This is a genomic window from Pseudomonas sp. GW704-F2 (genome assembly GCF_059423025.1).
Window position 1 is genome coordinate 65344 of record NZ_JBWKXO010000009.1, and the last position, 17340, is coordinate 82683.

General features: G+C 59.1%; 16 protein-coding genes. 14 read left to right on the plus strand and 2 right to left on the minus strand.

Annotated elements, in window-relative coordinates:
- Window positions 1–55: 55 nt before the first annotated feature.
- Both AC07W0_RS10135 and AC07W0_RS10140 read left to right on the plus strand, forming a co-directional pair.
- On the plus strand, window positions 56–1456 hold the full coding sequence (locus AC07W0_RS10135) for a Rieske 2Fe-2S domain-containing protein (RefSeq protein ID WP_014338819.1): 1401 nt from the start codon (window positions 56–58) through the stop codon (window positions 1454–1456).
- Between the two features lie 89 nt (window positions 1457–1545).
- Window positions 1546–2121, plus strand: a complete 576-nt coding sequence (locus AC07W0_RS10140; protein WP_014338820.1) for an aromatic-ring-hydroxylating dioxygenase subunit beta — start codon at window positions 1546–1548, stop codon at window positions 2119–2121.
- Window positions 2122–2206: 85 nt separating this feature from the next.
- Here AC07W0_RS10140 and AC07W0_RS10145 read toward each other — a convergent pair whose 3' ends face one another.
- Window positions 2207–2947: a DUF2889 domain-containing protein gene (locus AC07W0_RS10145; RefSeq protein ID WP_014338821.1), complete on the minus strand. Its 741-nt coding sequence runs from the start codon at window positions 2945–2947 to the stop codon at window positions 2207–2209.
- Between the two features lie 101 nt (window positions 2948–3048).
- Here AC07W0_RS10145 and AC07W0_RS10150 point away from each other — a divergent pair, with 101 nt between their 5' ends.
- Window positions 3049–3849: an SDR family NAD(P)-dependent oxidoreductase gene (locus AC07W0_RS10150; RefSeq protein WP_014338822.1), complete on the plus strand. Its 801-nt coding sequence runs from the start codon at window positions 3049–3051 to the stop codon at window positions 3847–3849.
- A gap of 126 nt (window positions 3850–3975) precedes the next feature.
- On the opposite strand, the gene AC07W0_RS10155 is transcribed toward AC07W0_RS10150, so the two are convergent.
- Complete coding sequence (locus AC07W0_RS10155; RefSeq protein WP_102617433.1) at window positions 3976–5607, minus strand: ATP-dependent acyl-CoA ligase; 1632 nt, start codon at window positions 5605–5607, stop codon at window positions 3976–3978.
- A 184-nt stretch (window positions 5608–5791) separates the two neighbouring features.
- On the opposite strand from AC07W0_RS10155, the gene AC07W0_RS10160 reads away from it, so the two are divergent.
- The 11 genes from AC07W0_RS10160 to AC07W0_RS10210 all read left to right on the plus strand — a co-directional run bounded on the left by AC07W0_RS10160 (window position 5792) and on the right by AC07W0_RS10210 (window position 17332).
- Window positions 5792–6523 (plus strand): TetR/AcrR family transcriptional regulator, encoded by a 732-nt coding sequence (locus AC07W0_RS10160; protein ID WP_014338824.1) that lies wholly within the window; start codon window positions 5792–5794, stop codon window positions 6521–6523.
- 333 nt (window positions 6524–6856) lie between these two features.
- Window positions 6857–7921, plus strand: coding sequence for an amidohydrolase family protein (locus tag AC07W0_RS10165; RefSeq protein ID WP_034114491.1), 1065 nt, complete (start codon window positions 6857–6859; stop codon window positions 7919–7921).
- Window positions 7921–8772: a fumarylacetoacetate hydrolase family protein gene (locus tag AC07W0_RS10170; RefSeq protein ID WP_034114489.1), complete on the plus strand. Its 852-nt coding sequence runs from the start codon at window positions 7921–7923 to the stop codon at window positions 8770–8772. The genes AC07W0_RS10165 and AC07W0_RS10170 overlap by 1 nt, the downstream gene beginning before the upstream one ends.
- A 13-nt stretch (window positions 8773–8785) precedes the next feature.
- The gene (locus tag AC07W0_RS10175; RefSeq protein WP_014338827.1) at window positions 8786–9688 is read left to right on the plus strand and encodes a 3-hydroxyacyl-CoA dehydrogenase; all 903 of its coding nucleotides are present in this window, start codon (window positions 8786–8788) and stop codon (window positions 9686–9688) included.
- Window positions 9685–10860, plus strand: coding sequence for a thiolase family protein (locus AC07W0_RS10180; RefSeq protein ID WP_014338828.1), 1176 nt, complete (start codon window positions 9685–9687; stop codon window positions 10858–10860). The genes AC07W0_RS10175 and AC07W0_RS10180 overlap by 4 nt, the downstream gene beginning before the upstream one ends.
- Window position 10861: 1 nt before the next feature.
- Window positions 10862–11365: a carboxymuconolactone decarboxylase family protein gene (locus AC07W0_RS10185; protein WP_014338829.1), complete on the plus strand. Its 504-nt coding sequence runs from the start codon at window positions 10862–10864 to the stop codon at window positions 11363–11365.
- Between the two features lie 139 nt (window positions 11366–11504).
- A complete protein-coding gene (locus AC07W0_RS10190; RefSeq protein ID WP_014338830.1) occupies window positions 11505–12782 on the plus strand; it encodes a cytochrome P450 in 1278 nt (425 codons plus the stop codon).
- 113 nt (window positions 12783–12895) lie between these two features.
- A complete protein-coding gene (locus AC07W0_RS10195; RefSeq protein WP_014338831.1) occupies window positions 12896–14203 on the plus strand; it encodes an amidohydrolase family protein in 1308 nt (435 codons plus the stop codon).
- A gap of 110 nt (window positions 14204–14313) precedes the next feature.
- Window positions 14314–15462, plus strand: a complete 1149-nt coding sequence (locus AC07W0_RS10200) for an acyl-CoA dehydrogenase family protein (protein WP_034114487.1) — start codon at window positions 14314–14316, stop codon at window positions 15460–15462.
- Entirely contained in the window at window positions 15462–16535 is a 1074-nt protein-coding gene (locus tag AC07W0_RS10205; protein WP_014338833.1) for an acyl-CoA dehydrogenase family protein, read from the plus strand. Before AC07W0_RS10200 ends, AC07W0_RS10205 begins: the two co-directional genes overlap by 1 nt.
- Window positions 16532–17332 carry a crotonase/enoyl-CoA hydratase family protein gene (locus AC07W0_RS10210; protein ID WP_014338834.1) on the plus strand — a complete coding sequence of 267 codons (801 nt, stop codon included), beginning with the start codon at window positions 16532–16534 and terminating at the stop codon, window positions 17330–17332. The genes AC07W0_RS10205 and AC07W0_RS10210 overlap by 4 nt, the downstream gene beginning before the upstream one ends.
- The last annotated feature ends 8 nt before the right edge of the window (window positions 17333–17340 follow it).

Consider the following 17340-nt stretch of genomic DNA (forward strand, 5'->3'; position numbering starts at 1 on the left):
AGTGTCTTATATTTTGTGGCGACCAACCGTGTAACGCTCTGATCAGGAGGCAATCATGCTAACAAAAACAAGCCCCGTATTGTCCGATGGAACCAAGGTCTCGGACCTCATCTACCCCTCTAGCCGTGAAGTGCAAATGCGCGTGTTGTCTGACCGCGAAATTTACGAACTGGAGATGGAAAAGATCTTCGGCAAGATCTGGGTACTCCTGGGGCACGAGTCGGAAATTCCCAACTCCGGAGACTTCATGGTCCGAGACCTGGGGTCCGATTCCGTCATTGTGGCCCGTGGCAAGCAGGGCGAGGTGTTCGTGACCCTTAATGTGTGCCCGCACCGCGGGATGCGCATCAGCACCGCCGACTGCGGCAATACGCAAATTCATAAATGCATCTATCACGGCTGGGCGTTCCGCCCCAATGGCGATTTCATCGGCTCGCCCGTCGAACGTGAATGCATGCACGGCAAGATGTTGCCCAAGGAAGAACTGGGCCTGAAGAAGGCGCGGGTCACGCTGTATGGCGGCCTGGTATTTGCCACCTGGAATATCGATGGGCCCTCGTTCGACGAGTTCCTGGGCGATGCCAAGTGGTATTACGACATGCTGTTCTGTCGCTCCGACAAGGGCATGGAAGTCCTCGGCCCACCGCAGCGCTTTATCGTCAACGCCAACTGGAAAACGGCGGGCGAGCAATCGGCGGCGGACGGTTTCCACACGCTGACCCTGCACCGTTGGTTGGGTGAGGTGGGTAATTACGCCAAGAAAGGCGAGGGCGAGACAGCCGACCTCAGCCCGGAAATGATTGGCGTGGAAATCAGCTCGCCGCACGGTCATGCACTGCGCTGCATCGACCTGGCGCGCAAGATCAAGCGCCTGACCGGCCTCGATCCGGCGGAGTTGACTGTGCAGCAGAAACTTGAAGCATTGCCGCCGGCCGGCATGACGGCCGACATGGTCGAGCAGTTGGCACGCAATCTGACCGAAGATCAATTGAACGTGCTCACCAGCATGCCGCCCCAGGTCGGTGGGATGTTCCCGAACATTCTTTTCGGCTTTGTCTACATTCCGCAGCCAGATGGCTCTGTCGTTGGCTCGATGACCCTGCATGCTTACGTACCGCAAGGCCCGGACAAGCTCGAGTTCGTCAACTGGGTGTTTGCCGAGAAAGACGCCTCCCCGGAACTGCGCGACAAGATGCTCAAGCAAACCATCCAGCTGTTCGGCACCTCTGGCATGGTTGAGCAGGATGACTCCGACACCTGGCCGCACATGACCCTGGCCGCCAAAGGGGCAATGGGCCGCAAGAGCACGCTGAAATACCAGGCCTGCTTTGAAACCGGCGCACCTGAAGGCTGGCCTGGCCCCGGCATCGTCAATGAAGGCTTCACCAAGGACGATACCCAGTGGCACTGGTGGTTGTACTGGCATGAGCTGATGACGGCATCGGATGACCAGTAACGCCCGCTGTCAGGCCAGGTTCGACTGCGGTCCTCGGGCCGCCGTCGGCGGTAACAGCATTAACAAGAATAACAGTGAGGGAATGACTCATGGCTCAGGTTCAACAGCGCGGCGTGGAAGATATCCAGCCGGGTTCCCCAGTCGGTACCAAGCGGGTGCCGGTGGGGTCGCCGATATACAACGACGTGGTGACCTTTTTGTACGAGGAAGCCACGCTGCTCGACCAGATCCGCCTACAGGAATGGGCCGAGCGCCTGGACACCGACCTGGTGTACACCGTGCCGCTGCGCCAGACGCGCCTGGCGGCGGAACTGAAAACCACCATCGTGCGCAGCGTTCAGCATTACCACGACGATTACCGCTCGATCATGGGCCGCATTTTGCGCCTGTCCGGCAAAAGCGCCTGGGCGGAAGACCCTCCCTCGCGTACCCGGCGTCTGGTGACCAACGTGTTTGTCGAAGAAACCGACAAGCCCGATGAGTTCGTGGTGACCAGTTACCTGCTGCTGACCCGCAGCCGTTTCAAAGACCACCACGTCGATATCATCAGTGGTGAACGGCGTGACGTGCTGCGTCTCGGCGGGGCGGGCTTCAAGCTGGCACGGCGCGAAGTCATTATCGATCAGGCGGTGCTCGGGACGCCCAACCTGGCTGTTTTCCTCTAGGGTGGTATCGGCGATCCGGCTCGCGTCCGGATCGCCAACCCTTGGAGGTATCGGCCGCACCGGTCTTTACGCCAGTGTCGCGCGGCTAGCGTTTCTGCCTGAGCCACGCCTGGTCCTGGTCACACAGCGCTGATGCTTGATAGCTGAAGTCCAGGGTCGAGCCCTTCATTCGCAGTGCCCGTTCGGCGCGCTCGGGTTGTTGGCTGTAGCACCGGGCGGTGCTCGAGGCGTGAATCTGTTCGTCGAGGTTGTAGGCCCGTCCCATCGAAATTAGCGTGCAGCGGCGAAGTAGCAGGGCTGCCTCGGCGGCTTCCTCACTGAGGGTGTTGAGGGCCCAGCGGGCCATGCCTTCGCGAAGGTTGATGCCGGCATAGGGCGCAGGTCCTTCGATCAGGGTGCCGTTCACGTCCCAGGTCAGGTCTTGATTACCATCGCGTATCAAGATGGCGCGGGTACGGTTGTCGATGCGCCGGCCGATATTGATTTCGTAGCGACGTTGGTGAGTACCGCGCGCGGCGGCGGCAATGGCCAGGCCCGCCAGGTCGAACAAATGGGTGCATTGATGGCTGGCGTCGGTCTGCCGGGTGACGGAGTGGGCAATCCGATTCAATGTCATGCCCAGCAACTGCTGTAACTGATCGCAAGCCTGTGGGCACAGAGAATAGGGGTAGCGCAACGCTTCACCGCCTATGGCGGTGACTTCACCTTCATGGTGACGAACCCAGACGCGGAAGTGGTGGAAGTCGTCTTCCAGAGCGGCACGGACTTCCCCCGTGGCCTGGGCATGATGAGCAACGATGTCCACGCGGCGACGAAATACAGCCATTCTCGATATCCTTGTTCCGCTACTGTTCGGTCAGAAGAAATCAGCTATAGTTGAACACTATAAACAAAAATGTTCACTGAATAACAAGAATTGGAGTGGCTATGGCATTGCTAAACGAACAGGTTGCGCTGATTACCGGTGCAGGTGGCGGAATCGGTCGCGGCATTGCACTGAGTTTTGCCAAAGAAGGTGCTGCCGTGGTGGTCGCCGAGCTGGATGTTTCCAGTGGCGAGGCTGTAGTCGCCGAGTTGAAAGCGCTGGGCGCCCAGGCGGTATTCATCAAGACCGATGTGTGCAGCAAGACCGATATCGAAGCCGCCGTGCAATTGGCCGTCGATCAGTTTGGTGGCCTGGACATCCTGGTCAATAACGCCTTCGCTCCCACGCCCAATGTCCTTCTGGAAGAAAAAACCGATGCCATGCTCGAGCAGACCCTCGGCTCTACGGTATGGGCTGCCTGGTGGGCAATGAAAGCCGCGCTGCCCCATATGAAGGCGCGGGGCGGCGGCAAAATCATCAACTTCTATTCCATCGATATCGAGATCGGCGCCTGGCTGCACGGCGACTACAACACAGCGAAGTCAGCGATCGTCGGACTGACCCGCAGCGCGGCCTCTGAGTGGGGGCGCTTCAACATCCGCACCAATGCCATTGCCCCTACCGCGATGGGGGCCACCTTCCACAAACTCGCCGCGGAAAACCCCGGCTTTGCCGAAATGTCCGCTTCGATGCGGCCGTTGGGTCGTTGTGGCGAGCCTGAGGCCGACATTGGTCCGGTGGTGGTGTTCCTCGCGTCGGAGATGTCGCGGTTTATCACGGGCGAGACTATTCACGTCGATGGTGGCTTGCACCTTCCCGGCTACAACTCCCGCCCGAAAGGTGTTCCCGTGCGGGAGTACTGATTGAGCCCGTAAATGTGGGGGCGAGCTTGCTCGCTCCTGTGACCGGATACGGCGCCAGACCCAAAAAACGCGAAAGCCCGCTTCAAAGCGGGCTTTCTGTGTTGGCGCGTACCAAGCAAGAGGCCGCTAATTTTTGGACACTACGATCGATGTGGTTTCCAGATCCCAAGTGGTTTCGGTTTTTCCTTCATCGCGCAATAGATACTTCAACACCCGACCCTGCGGGTTTTTTGGCAAGCTGCTGCGAAACTCGATGTAGCGCGGCAGGGCGTAGTAGGGCACCGAATCGGTGGCCCAATGGAACAATTGCTCCGGTTCAAGCGTTACGCCTTCATGCAGTACGGCAGTGACCTTCACATCGTCCTCACCCCGCTCTGACGGGACGGCATGTACCGCCACTTCTGCCAGTGCCGGGTGAACAGCAAAAGCGGCTTCCATTTCAAAGCTGGAAATGTTTTCACCCCGGCGGCGCATGTAGTCCTTCTTGCGGTCGACGAAGTAGAAGAAGCCGTCGTCATCGAATCGGCCAATGTCGCCGGTGTGGAACCACATATTGCGCATCAATTTAAGGGTGTCCTCCGGACGACGCCAGTAGCCCTGGAACATGATGTCCGGACGTAGCGGGCGTACGACGATTTCGCCCACGCAGTTGGGTTGTACTTCCTGATCCAGGTCATCGACGATCCGTACGTCAAAATCCGCGATGCGTTTTCCCGACGAGCCGGGCGCGGCGTATTCCCCGGCCGCCAGCGAGGTGACGACACAGGCTTCGGTCAGGCCATAGCCGTTGCCGCCTACCCGTTGGGTGCCGAAACGCTCGCGCCAGATTTTCTTGGTCTCTTCGGTGTAAGGGTTGCCACGTGCGGTATGAATCTGCCCGACGCAGCGCAGCATCGCTTCATTGTCAGGCGCTTGAGCGAGAAGGCCGCCCATGCCGCCCAGGATCGAGGCGATGGTTGCGCCCGAGCGCTCCACTTCAGGCCAGAAATTCGAGACCGAGAAACGCGGGAGAATGGCGGCGCGCGCGCCCACCAGAATGCTGGCGATGATCGATACGCACAGTGCATTCATGTGGAACAGCGGCAGCGGGGTGATGGTCACGTCATCGGCACTGGCTGGACCGGCACGCAATTGCAGGCGCGCCAGATTGCACATGAAGTTGTAGCTGATCATGCAGCCCTTGGAGGGGCCGGTGGTGCCTGAGGTGTAGATCAGGCAAGCCAGGTCTGAAGGCTGTGGTTTCTTGACCAGCGGGGTCGTGTCATGTCCGCGCCATGCATCCAATGGCGCAATATGAATCGGGCAATCGGGGACTGTCTCCAGTGCGCCGCGATGGAGAATGTGCTGTACGTCGTGCAGTTGTCCGGCCAGTGGCGTTATGCGCGGCAGGTAGGCTGCTTCGCAGATCACCACCGAGGTGCCGGTATCGGCGATCTGATGGCGCAGGAACTCCCCTTTGAGGGCGGTGTTGATTGGCACGCTCACGGCGCAGAGCTTGTTAATGGCCAGCCAAGTGGTGACTGCGTCGATGTTGTTATCGAGCATTGTCAGCACCGTGTCACCGGTCTTGACGCCCAGCGAGATCAAGGCATGCGCCATTTTTGTTGAGAGTGAGTCAATCTGTGAATATGTGTATAACTCTCCGCTGAAATCCAGCAGTATCTTGTCTGGATGCCTTGCTACCGCCCGATCTAACGCATCGATAACAGTGTCTCGTTCTCCCACTGCCCACGTCTCTGGATTTCCACTGCTGCCCATCAGTTTTCTCCTTTTAGGCGCCCACGTTGGTAAGGGTTGCCTGATTTTATTTTGAAGAGAGAATGAGATTCTAAATAGAAAATGTGAAAATGTCTTTAGCAATAAGTTGAACATATCCTGTTATTTATGCCCAGATCCTGTGGTAACGTTGCGCCATCTTTACTTTCCTTGAGCGCATCGATCCATGCCAAAAGCCGCATCCCTGAAAACAGAAGCGCCTACGCCGGCCTCCAGAACGAAGAAAAAGGCGTTGCCTGATACAGGGGCGAGCCAGGTTAAACCGGTCGAGCGACGTATCGCTGCCAATGGAGGGGCAGGGATCAAGGTGAAGCCGAACCGACGTTCGGAAGAGACAATCGCCAATATCCTCAAGGCCACTGAAGAAGTGGTGTTGATGTCCGGTGCCGATCGTATTTCGATCCTGGATGTGTGTCAGGTCGCGGGTGTTTCGCGGGGGACCTTCTACCGCTATTTCGCCTCCCAAGAAGATCTGCTGGACACTTTTTCGCGGCACAAACGCGAAAGTTTCCACAGCTCGCTGTCCCAGGAGCTGGGGCATATCAGTGATCCGGAAGCGCGTCTGAATGCGCTGTTCGCTTATCTCGACAATTACCTTGAGCAAAGTCGGGCGCGGCGCCTTCTGGTGGTTGCCCCTGATTATGCGTTGGGTTTTTTCCGGCGGATTTTCCACGATTCGATCGTGCGTTTTCAGGATGGCTTGGGCATTGTTTTCGACGATTGGGACGAGCGCCTGGGGGTACGTCTTGACCGTGAGTTGATCTGCGAAATGATCATTCGTTATGTGTTGAGCGAAATCCTGGTGCCGGAAGCCGCGGGGCGACGCTTGTTCCCGGTGCGGATGAAAAAACTGCTGGGTGCGCTGATCATGGGTTCCACATCCCGTACCCGCCGCTGACCTTCGACAAATCACCCATCGCTTGACTAAAGCCCTCGCATATCGAGGGCTTCGCGTTTCCGGGCGCTAGTTTTTTCGCCGCTGCACTCCTCATTTTTCGAGCTTGGCTCGTGCTTTCCAATCCCTCGATGCGTTTCAAGACTTAGGTCGAAGGCCCTGCGTCAGGCTTCCTGGCGATTTTTCAAAATAAATTGAACAGTATTTTGATTTCTGCTCAATTTAAATTTAAGCTCTGGTCCTGGTAGTAAGTCTTTTCGTGACGGGTCGATCCTGTCCATGTGAAGGCGCCGCGCTAATAAACCAACAAAAAGTGCCAACCTCGAGGTACCAGACATGCTTATCGATCTACACGCCCACGCACCACACCCTGGCTATTACAACCAGCACCCTCACTGGGGGCCGTTCTTCGAACAACATGCCGACGGCGATATCAAGCTGCGTGTAGGTGATTGGATTCTCGGGCTTGGGTCGCCCGAGCGTAAGGCGGCCGTGCGCTCGGGCAACGGTCCCAAGCTTGAGGAGTATTTTGCTCGCTGGGCTGACCCGAAAACGCGTCTGGCCGGCATGGATGCCGCGGGACAGAATTTGCAGGTGGTTTCTGTCCCATCCCATTGCTACATGTACTGGACCGAAGCCGAATTTGCCGTACCGTTCGCCCGCACCGTCAATGAGACGCTGGCGCAATACTGCTCCGCCGCCCCTGATCGCCTGATGTTCTGGGCCCATGTACCGCTCAATGCTCCCGAAGCGGCGGCGGCTGAATTGCGCTACGCCTGCACCGAGCTGGGCGCCAAGGGCTTGGTCGCCGGAGGGGCCAACTTCGGCGGCCTGGAGTTCGATTCGCCGGAGCTCGACGTGGTATGGAGAACCCTCTGCGACCTGGATCTGCCGATGTTCATCCACGGCTACAACCAGTCGGTCACGTGGGGTAAGAACGCCAATGATGACCGTTACGAAACCACTGCCATCGTAGGCATGCAGTACGACGAAAGCCGCTGTTTCTGGAACCTGATTTGCGGCGGTGTGCTGGATCGTTTTCCCGATTTGAAGGTGTACATCACCCATGGAGGTGGTTATGTCCCGTACCAGCTCGGTCGCCTGGCCAAGACCAACGAAAACCTCGACGTCAAATACAACAAAAAGCCGCTGCTCGAGTACATGAAGAACTTCTACTTCGACGTCGAGCTGCATGAAGTGCCGATGCGCCAGGCTCTGGTCGATATCATTGGGGCAGACCACGTGCTGTACGGCAGCAACTTCGGCGGCAGCGATGCCGTGCGTCACGACCTGACCCATGGTTTGAAGTTGTCCGACGCGGACCTGCGCAAGATTCGCTATGAAAACGCATGCCGCCTGCTGCACTTGGATCCCGCCAAGTTGGGCAAGGTAGGTGCCTGATGAAACTGGCGCGTTGTGAGTATTTTGATACTGGGGTTTTTTGGGCGGTGGTTGATGTCGCTCAGAATCAGGTGACACCCATTTGCGGAGAGTTCAAAGACTGGGCACCCGCGGTGGCGGCCGGGCGCGGTATCAGTTCGGTACGTTTCGCCGGGCCCTCGTTGCCGCTCTCCAAAGTACGTTTGCTGCCGCCTATTGAGCCTGTCAACCGAGTGGTGGTGGCGGGAGCCAATTACGCCAAGCATCTGGTGGAGTTCGGCTTGCAGGCGCCGGCGCAGCCGGTTGCATTCCTCAAGGCCTATGGCGCGTTGATTGGCGCCAATGACCCTATCCGCTTTCCTCCGTTGACTGAGGAGCTCGATCACGAAGTCGAGTTGGTCGCGGTCATTGGCACCGATGAGATCGACCTGGAAAACCCGCTGGCTTGCGTGCTCGGTTACACGGTCGGCAACGACGTCAGTGCCCGAGACCTGCAACGCAGCGGGCCTGCGGGGATTGGCATGGACCTGTTCGCGGCGAAAAGCCAGGACCAGACCACCGGCCTCGGGCCCTGGATCGTCACCAAGGACGAGTTCCCGGAAGGTTCGCCGCGGCTGCGCCTGACCTTGAAGGTGAACGGTGAAGTACGTCAGGACGGATCGACAGCGGAAATGACCTGGGATGTCGGTCAACTGATCCGCTTCGTGCAGCAGCGTTCGAGTTTCGCCGGTGGCGACGTGCTATTCACCGGTTCGCCAGCGGGGGTGGGGATGGGCACCGGTGTGTTCCTCAAGGAAGGCGACGTGGTCGAAGCCAGCGTCGAGGGCATTGGCACGTTGCGCAATGTGGTCAGTAAAAAGAACTGCGCCTAATCGAGAGCCAAACATGAACGCCAATAAAGAAAAAGTAGTCGTCGTCGGTGCTGGCTTGATGGGTACCGGTATTGCACATGCGTTCGCCAGCTCCGGGTTCAACACGTTGCTGGTCGATACCAATGCCGCCTCATTGACAAATGCCAGGGCGAGCATCGAAAAGATCCTTGCCGATGGTGTGCGCCTGGGCAAAGTCAGTGACGAAAAAGCCCAGCAGTCCCTGGCCAACCTGCTGACCTGCAGCGACCTGAGCGAAGCCGCGAGTGGCGCAAATTGGTTGGTGGAGACGGTGTCCGAGCAGTTGGCGGTGAAGAAAACCGTTATCGCTCAGGCGGCGCCACTGCTGGCACCGGACGCGATTATCGCGACCAATACTTCGGCCCTCAGCGTGACCGAAATTGCTGCGTCGGTGGACTGTTCGGATCGCGTGATCGGCATGCACTTCTTCAACCCCGTGCACAAGATGAAGCTGGTGGAGCTGGTGCGAGGGTTGGCCACTCGCGATGAAGTCGTGGCGCGTACGCGCACCCTGTGTGAGCAGATCGGCAAAACCTCTATCGTCGTCAATGAATCGCCAGGACTGACCACCAGCCGCATGTCTGCGCTCTTGGGTAACGAGGCGATGTGGATGCTCCAGGAGGGTACGGCGACCGCCGAAGACATCGACACGGCGTTGCGCCTGGGCTTCAACCATCCGATGGGACCATTGGAGCTGGGTGACCTGACTGGTTGGGATACGCGGTTGTCGGTGCTGCGCTATTTGCACCAGACCCTGGGCGAAAAATTCCGGCCTTGCCCGCTGATCATCAAAATGGTTGCCGCCGGGCGGCTGGGTCGCAAGTCGGGGCAGGGGGTCTACCGCTATGAAGAGGGTAAACAAGTTCCGGGTTCGGGGCTCAAGGCGAGCGCGCTATGAAAGACATCGTCATCGTTGATGCCGTACGTACGCCAATCGGCAAGTTCCGTGGCGGCCTTGCCAGCGTGCGCGCCGATCATCTTGGGTCGCTGGTGCTCAACCGCTTGCTGGAGCGGGTCGATGTGTCGCCGAATCTGGTCGATGATGTGATCTTCGGTTGCGTCACGCAAATCGGTGAGCAGTCCGCCAACATCGCCCGCACAGCCTTGCTCGGTGCCGGATGGCCAGTGACTGTTCCGGGGCTGACCATCGACCGCAAATGTGGTTCGGGTGAAGTGGCGGTGCATGTGGCTGCTGGCGCTATTGCTGCTGGCGCCGCTGATGTCGTGGTGGCGGGGGGCGCGGAAAACATGAGCCGCGTGCCCATGGGCAGCAATCGCGAAATTCACGGCGAGGCGTTTGGCTGGATGGTGGCGCAGCGTTATGAACTGACTGGTCAAGGCGAGGCAGCCGAGCGTATCGCCGACAAATGGGGGCTCAGCCGTGATGCCCTGGATGATTTTGCGTTCGCCAGTCATCAGCGCGCCGCCTCGGCGTCCGATGCCGGTTATTTCGATCATGAAATCGTGCCGGTTGCGGTCGAGGAGTTGTCTGAGCGGGTGCTGGCGGCGCCGGCCGCTGTGTTGCGTCAGGATGAAACCATTCGTCGTGACACGTCGCGGGAAAAGCTGTCGACGCTTAAGACCAGTTTTCGTCCGGACACTGGACGCATTACGGCTGGCAACTCGTCGCAGATCTCCGATGGTGCTGCGGCTTTATTGTTGATGAGTGCCGAAACCGCGAAAAAACTCGGGCTCAGGGCGCGCGCGCGGGTTGTGGCCTTCACCACGGTCGGTTCCGATCCGACGTTGATGCTCACAGGCCCCATCGATGCCACCTGGAAGGTATTGAGCAAGGCCGGGCTGAGCATCAACGACATCGACCTGTTCGAAGTCAATGAGGCGTTTGCCTCCGTGCCGCTGGCGTGGATGCGGGAAACCGGTGTGCCTCACGATAAGTTGAACGTCAACGGTGGCGCCATCGCCCTCGGTCATCCGTTGGGTGCCAGCGGTGCGCGATTGATGACGACTTTGTTGAACGAGCTCGAACGCCGTGGTGGTCGTTTTGGCCTGCAAGCCATTTGCTGCGCTGGCGGCATGGGCACGGCGACCATCATCGAACGGCTCGATTGAGATGGCGCGCCTACCGCTGGTTTCGCTGGAGGCCATGCCGGTTGCGTTGCAGGACGCAGTCGAGCGTGGTCGGTACAGCCGCATGCTCAGTTCCACGACGCCGGTTCAGGTCTGGGCGCATCGACCGGCGGTAGCGCTGGCTTGGCTGGGCTTGATGGAGAGCTTGCACAACGACAGTGTGCTCGATGAGCGCTTGCGCGAGCTGGTGCGGCTGAAGATTGCCAGCATCACCACCTGCAAGGCCTGCCAACTGGCGCGTAAGTCCGATGCGGTCACTGAGGAAGATATTGCGTGCATGGCAACGGACAGCGCGTCCTTCACGCCAGCCGAGCGCGCTGCGCTGCGTTATGCCGAGTTGTTTGCCGGCGACTACCTGGCAATTGACGACACCGATTTCCTCCAGCTTGGGGACTTCTTCTCCACGGCCCAAGTGGTAGAGCTTGGGCTGTATTGCGCGCTGATGTTGGCTGGAGGTCGTATGACCCTGGTGCAGCAGGCCTATTGATACCTTCGATGTCGAGGTATATATGATCTATTTTTTAATAAGTGTCCAATAGTGTTCGGGCAAGGCCTATGATTGGCCGTAAAGTATGGCCTTAAGCGAGCTTTCTTGAAAAATAATGACAAAAATTACGGAGACGATCATGTCCACACCCGCACAGAGTGACCTGGTCAAGGTTTTTACTGACGTAGCCAGTAATTATCGCGGCACCAGCGATATCGACTTGCACGCGGTCTACCGCGACATGCGCGCCAACTCGCCGGTGCTGCAAGACAATTTCATGGCCCGGCTGGGCGTGCCCTCGATTGCCGGGCTGGATGCCAGTCGACCGACCTTCACATTGTTCAAGTACGACGATGTCATGGCTGTCATGCGTGACGCCGGCACCTTCACGAGTGGTTTCATCGCGGAAGGGCTGGGTGCGTTTTTCGATGGCTTGATCCTCACGGCAATGGACGGGGATGCCCACAAGAACATCCGTAACCTGTTGCAGCCGGTCTTCATGCCGGAGACGGTGAATCGCTGGAAAGAAACCAAGATCGACCGGGTGATTCGCGAGGAATACCTCAAGCCGATGGTGCAGGCCAAAGGCGCGGACCTGATGGATTTCGCGCTGTATTTCCCCATCCGGGTAATTTACTCGTTGATCGGCTTCCCCGAGGACCGTCCCGAGCAGATCGAGCAATACGCTGCCTGGGCCCTGGCCATTCTGGCGGGTCCGCAAGTCGACCCGGAAAAAGCCGCGGCTGCCCGGGGCGCCGCCATGCAAGCGGCGCAGTCCTTGTATGATGTGGTGAAAGTAGTCGTGGCCGAGCGTCGCGCAAGCGGGGCATCGGGCGATGATCTGATCAGCCGGCTGATTAACGCCGAATACCAGGGTCGCTCCCTGGACGATCATGAGATTGCCACCTTTGTGCGTTCGCTGCTTCCGGCTGCCAGTGAAACCACAACCCGAACCTTCGGCACCTTGATGTCCTTGCTTCTGCAAAATCCGGACGTACTGGAGCGGGTGCGCAATGACCGCAGCCTCGTGAACAAGGCCATCGATGAAGCGGTGCGCTTTGAACCGGTGGCTACTTTCAAGGTGCGTCAGGCCGCTAAAGACCTGGAGATTCGTGGCGTGCCCATCCCTAAGGGGGCGATGGTGCAATGCATTGTCACTTCCGCCAACCGCGATGAAGAGGCGTTCGAAAATGCCGATCAATTCGACATCGACCGAAAACCCAAACCCTCGTTCGGCTTCGGCTTCGGTCCGCACATGTGTATCGGTCAGTTCGTTGCCAAAACCGAGATCAACTGTGCGCTGAATGCCATCCTCGACCTCATGCCCAACATTCGCCTCGACCCGAGCAAACCCGGCCCGCAAATCGTCGGCGCGCAGCTGCGCGGCCCGCACTACCTGCATGTGCAGTGGGACTGATGGGCGCTTGGGTCTGATTTAATATGAACACAAATAAAAAATGTGTTTAATTAAATCAAGATGTGCACTATGATTCAGGCACAACAACAAGCCCGAATGCGAAGGGGAAAACAATGAAAGTTGAAGATCTGATTCTCGTCAGTGTCGATGACCACGCGATCGAGCCGCCAAATGCCTTTGCTCGTCACATGCCTGCCCGTTTCAAGGGGCGCGAGCCGCATGTGATCAAGAAAGGCGATCGCGATGTTTGGGTGTTCGAGGAGCAGGCCACTGGCTACATGGGCCTCAACTCCGTGGTCGGCCGACCCAAAGAGGAATACGGCATGGAGCCGCTGGGCTACGAGCAGATGCGTCGTGGCACCTGGAGTATCAAGGACCGCGTCGACGATATGAACGCCAACGGCGTGCTCGGTTCATTGTGCTTTCCTACCTTCCCGGGTTTTGCCGGGCAACGTTTCCAGGTGCACGCTGACCGTGACGTGTCGATGGCGGCCATCCAGGCTTACAACGACTGGCATTTGCATGACTGGTGCAATGCAGCGCCAGGCCGTTTCATCCCGCTGATGATCGTGCCGTGGTGGGACATGAAGGCCGCTGCCGCCGAGGTCGAGCGCCTGGCCAAGCAGGGGGTGCACGCGCTATCGCTGTCGGATAACCCGGCCATTCACGGTTACCCGTCGATTCACAGCGATTACTGGGACCCGTTGTGGAAGGCCTGCAGCGATAACAAGGTGGTGATCTGCTGTCACATCGGTACCGGCGTAAAAGCCAACCACGCATCGGATTTGTCACCCATCGATGCCTGGATTACCTCCATGCCGATTTCCATCGCCAACTCCGCCGCCGACTGGATCTGGGCGCCCATGTGGAAAAAATTCCCGGACCTGCGCATGGCGCTTTCCGAAGGCGGTATCGGTTGGATTCCTTACCTGCTGGAGCGGGCTGACTTCACCCACCGTCATCACAACGCCTGGACCAACTCCAATTTCGACGGAAAAATGCCCAGTGACATTTTCAACAAGCACTTCATCACGTGCTTCATCGAAGATAATTTCGGCCTGAAAAACCTCGATTACTTGAACGCCGAGATGGTCACCTGGGAAAGCGATTACCCGCACTCCGACTGCACCTGGCCAAACTCGCCGGAAACCGCCTGGGAAGGGTTGCAGCACCTGCCCAAGGAGATGATCGACAAGGTCACTCACTTGAATGCCATGCGTGAGTTTTCCTTCGATCCGTTCTCCATCCATGGCCGGGAAAACTGCACGGTCGGCGCGCTACGGGCTCAGGCCACGCACGTCAGCATCGAGCCTGCCCTGGGCCTGGGCGGCGCCGATCATGGTCGCCATGACAACAAGCCGGTCACCTCCGGCGACATCAATGCGATGTTCGCCCAGGCTGACGCGCAAACCGCGTTGTAAGTTGTCGCTGCTCCCACAGTCGCCGGCCAATGGCGGCTGTGGAGCGGTTGCCGTTCTGTGGTCGCTTCGTTCGAAGCGATTGCGCCTGTGTTGAGCGTGAGAGAGCGCATATGGCCATCAGTCAATTTTCCTACAGCAGTATTCCTCCCGAGGCGGAAGCGCTTCGCCCAGAGGTGCGAGCGTTCATTCACGACACGCTGGCCGATTATCCTCCCACCCTGAGTGCGCGGTCCTGGATGGGGTTCGACGCCGAGTTCAGCAAGAAACTCGGCGCCAGGGGCTGGGTCGGCATGGCCTTGCCCAACGCCTACGGCGGTGCACAGGCGAGCCCGTTTGCCCGCTATGTGATTATCGAAGAGTTGCTGGCTGCCGGTGCGCCGGTATCGGCTCATTGGATCGCCGACCGGCAAAGCGGGCCGCTGATCAATCGTTTCGGCACCGAGCAGCAAAAACAGCATTACCTGCCGGCCATTTGCCGGGGTGAAAGCTACTTCTGCATTGGCATGAGCGAGCCCAATTCCGGTTCGGACCTGGCGTCGATCAAAAGCACTGCGGTGCGTGAGGGCGATGATTGGCTGGTCAATGGCCAGAAGGTCTGGACCACCAACGCCCACCATTCGCACTACATGATTGCCCTGGTGCGTACCGGTGAGAAACAGGCCGCCAGGCATGAGGGCATGTCGCAATTCATCGTCGATCTGAGCCTGCCCGGCATCACCATCCGACCGATTCGCGACCTGGCCGGTGGCGAGCACTTCAACGAAGTGTTTTTCGACAATGTGCGGCTGCCCGCCGACGCCTTGATCGGCACTGAAGGCAAAGGGTGGGACCAGGTCACCGCTGAACTGGCCTTCGAGCGCAGCGGCCCTGAGCGGTTCCTCAGTTGCATGGCCTTGTTGAAAACGCTGATTGACGCGGTGGGTAAGACACCCAATGCGCTACAGGCGCGGGAGATCGGGCGGCTTTCGGCCAAGTTGCTGACACTGCGCAATATGTCGTTGTCGGTCACGGCACAGCTGGCAGCGGGTGAGCATCCGGCCTGGGCGGCTTCCTGCGTGAAGGACTTGGGCAATGCCTTTGAGCAGGAAATTCCCGAGGTTGCCCAGCTGTTACTGGAAACCGAACCACGGCAAGACGGCGGCAGCGAACATGCACGGGTGCTGGCCTACCTGACTCAGATGGCGCCCTCATTCTCACTGCGCGGGGGCACGCGCGAAATTCTACGCGGCATCATTGCCCGCGGGTTGGGGTTGCGATAATGCGCGAGATATTTGAAACGACGATTGAACGCCTGTTTGCCGATGTGGCGACGCCGGCTTATGTGATGGGTTGTGAAGGCGGCGAATGGCCGGCCGAATTATGGGCCGCGCTGGACGAGTCGGGCTTTACCCAGGCGGGTGTCACCGAAGCGCTGGGAGGTGCTGAAGCCAGTTGGGCCGATATGTATGTGCTGGTCCGTGCCGCCGGGCGCTTTTCGGTGCCCGCGCCATTGGGTGAGGCCCTGCTCGCCAACTGGCTACTGAGCAAGGCCGGCCTGGAGGGCAGGGCAGGCGCCCTGAGCATGGCGGCCAGCGCTGATCTGGTGCTCGATGGCGAGCGCGTTCATGGCGCTGCCTATTCGGTCCCTTGGGGGCGCAATGTCGAAGCGCTGGTAGCGATTGCCAATAGCGTAACCGGTGTCCCACATGTGGTGTTGCTTGAGCGCAGTGCTGCCAGCGAACTCACGCCGAGCTTGAATGTGGCGGGCGAGCCACGGGATGACCTGGGGTTCACCAGTGCCCAGGTACTGGCGCAAGCGCCGCTACCCGCCGGGCTCGACGCCGATGTCCTGGAACTGGGCGGTGCGATGCTGCGTGCGGCGCAGACCGCCGGGGCTTTGCACGCGCTATTGGACATGACCGCCAACTACGCCGGCGAACGCAAACAGTTCGGGAAGGCCATTGGTTCGTTCCAGGCCATTCAACAGCAATTGGCGGTATTCGCCGAACAGGCTGCTGCCGCCGGCATTGCCGCCGAGGCCGCCTTTGCAGAGTCCCGTTGGGGCCTGGCCGCGCTGACCATTGCTGCCGCGAAAATCAGCACGGCAGAAGCGGCCAGTGTTGGCGCCGGCATTGCGCATTCCGTGCATGGGGCTATCGGGTTTACCGAGGAGTACCCCCTGCATTTGCTCACGCGGCGGTTGTGGGCGTGGCGCAGCGAATTCGGATCGGCCAGCGTTTGGAGTCAACGTTTCGGCGCTCAAATATGCCAGGGAGGCAGCGATGGATACTGGCCGTTGCTGACCAGCCACGGCCAGCAATCCTTAATCTGCCCTGCGAGTAACCCGGCATGAGCAACTTTCTTCAGATCGAGCGCGAGGACGGCATCGTCACTGTGCGCATGAACCATCCCGATACCCGCAATGCGCTGACGACGCCCGAGCAGATTCAGGAGTTTGTCGACCTGTGTGCGGAACTGCGGCGCGACAAGTCGGCGCGGGTGATGGTGCTCACGGGCAATGGCAGCGCGTTCTGTGCCGGCGGTAACGTCAAGGATATGCACGAGCGTGGCGGTATCTTCGCCGGTTCGCCCTATGAGTTGCGCAATACCTACCGCGATGGCATTCAACGCATTCCCCTGGCGATTTACGAGCTGGATATTCCAGTCATCGCGGCGGTAAACGGCCCGGCGATTGGCGCGGGTCTCGATCTGGCGTGCATGTGCGACATCCGCCTGGCGGCGCCCAAGGCGATCTTCGCCGAGAGTTTCGTGCGCCTGGGCATTGTTCCCGGGGACGGCGGTGCCTGGCTGTTGCCGCGCATCATCGGCATTCCCAAAGCCAGTCTCATGGCGTTTACCGGCGATGCCATCGATGCCGCAAAGGCGCTGGAATGGGGCCTGGTGGAGCAAGTCTGCACGCACGAAACGCTCCAGACGGAAGCTCAGGCGCTGGCGCGACGAATCGCCAGTAATCCGGGGCATGCGTTGCGCCTGTGCAAGCGCCTGCTGCGTGAAGGCCAACATATGCGCCTGGATTCGCTGCTGGAATTGTCCGCGGCGTATCAGGCGCTGGCGCATCACACCGAAGACCATCAAGAGGCGGTGGCGGCTTTTGTCGACAAGCGCGATCCCGATTATCAGGACCGCTGATCACCCAT

Coding starts and splice junctions, on each gene's coding strand:
- AC07W0_RS10135 (WP_014338819.1), top strand. CDS start 56: ATGCTAACAAAAACAAGCCCCGTATTGTCCGATGGAACCAAGGTCTCG.
- AC07W0_RS10140 (WP_014338820.1), top strand. CDS start 1,546: ATGGCTCAGGTTCAACAGCGCGGCGTGGAAGATATCCAGCCGGGTTCC.
- AC07W0_RS10145 (WP_014338821.1), bottom strand. CDS start 2,947: ATGGCTGTATTTCGTCGCCGCGTGGACATCGTTGCTCATCATGCCCAG.
- AC07W0_RS10150 (WP_014338822.1), top strand. CDS start 3,049: ATGGCATTGCTAAACGAACAGGTTGCGCTGATTACCGGTGCAGGTGGC.
- AC07W0_RS10155 (WP_102617433.1), bottom strand. CDS start 5,607: ATGGGCAGCAGTGGAAATCCAGAGACGTGGGCAGTGGGAGAACGAGAC.
- AC07W0_RS10160 (WP_014338824.1), top strand. CDS start 5,792: ATGCCAAAAGCCGCATCCCTGAAAACAGAAGCGCCTACGCCGGCCTCC.
- AC07W0_RS10165 (WP_034114491.1), top strand. CDS start 6,857: ATGCTTATCGATCTACACGCCCACGCACCACACCCTGGCTATTACAAC.
- AC07W0_RS10170 (WP_034114489.1), top strand. CDS start 7,921: ATGAAACTGGCGCGTTGTGAGTATTTTGATACTGGGGTTTTTTGGGCG.
- AC07W0_RS10175 (WP_014338827.1), top strand. CDS start 8,786: ATGAACGCCAATAAAGAAAAAGTAGTCGTCGTCGGTGCTGGCTTGATG.
- AC07W0_RS10180 (WP_014338828.1), top strand. CDS start 9,685: ATGAAAGACATCGTCATCGTTGATGCCGTACGTACGCCAATCGGCAAG.
- AC07W0_RS10185 (WP_014338829.1), top strand. CDS start 10,862: ATGGCGCGCCTACCGCTGGTTTCGCTGGAGGCCATGCCGGTTGCGTTG.
- AC07W0_RS10190 (WP_014338830.1), top strand. CDS start 11,505: ATGTCCACACCCGCACAGAGTGACCTGGTCAAGGTTTTTACTGACGTA.
- AC07W0_RS10195 (WP_014338831.1), top strand. CDS start 12,896: ATGAAAGTTGAAGATCTGATTCTCGTCAGTGTCGATGACCACGCGATC.
- AC07W0_RS10200 (WP_034114487.1), top strand. CDS start 14,314: ATGGCCATCAGTCAATTTTCCTACAGCAGTATTCCTCCCGAGGCGGAA.
- AC07W0_RS10205 (WP_014338833.1), top strand. CDS start 15,462: ATGCGCGAGATATTTGAAACGACGATTGAACGCCTGTTTGCCGATGTG.
- AC07W0_RS10210 (WP_014338834.1), top strand. CDS start 16,532: ATGAGCAACTTTCTTCAGATCGAGCGCGAGGACGGCATCGTCACTGTG.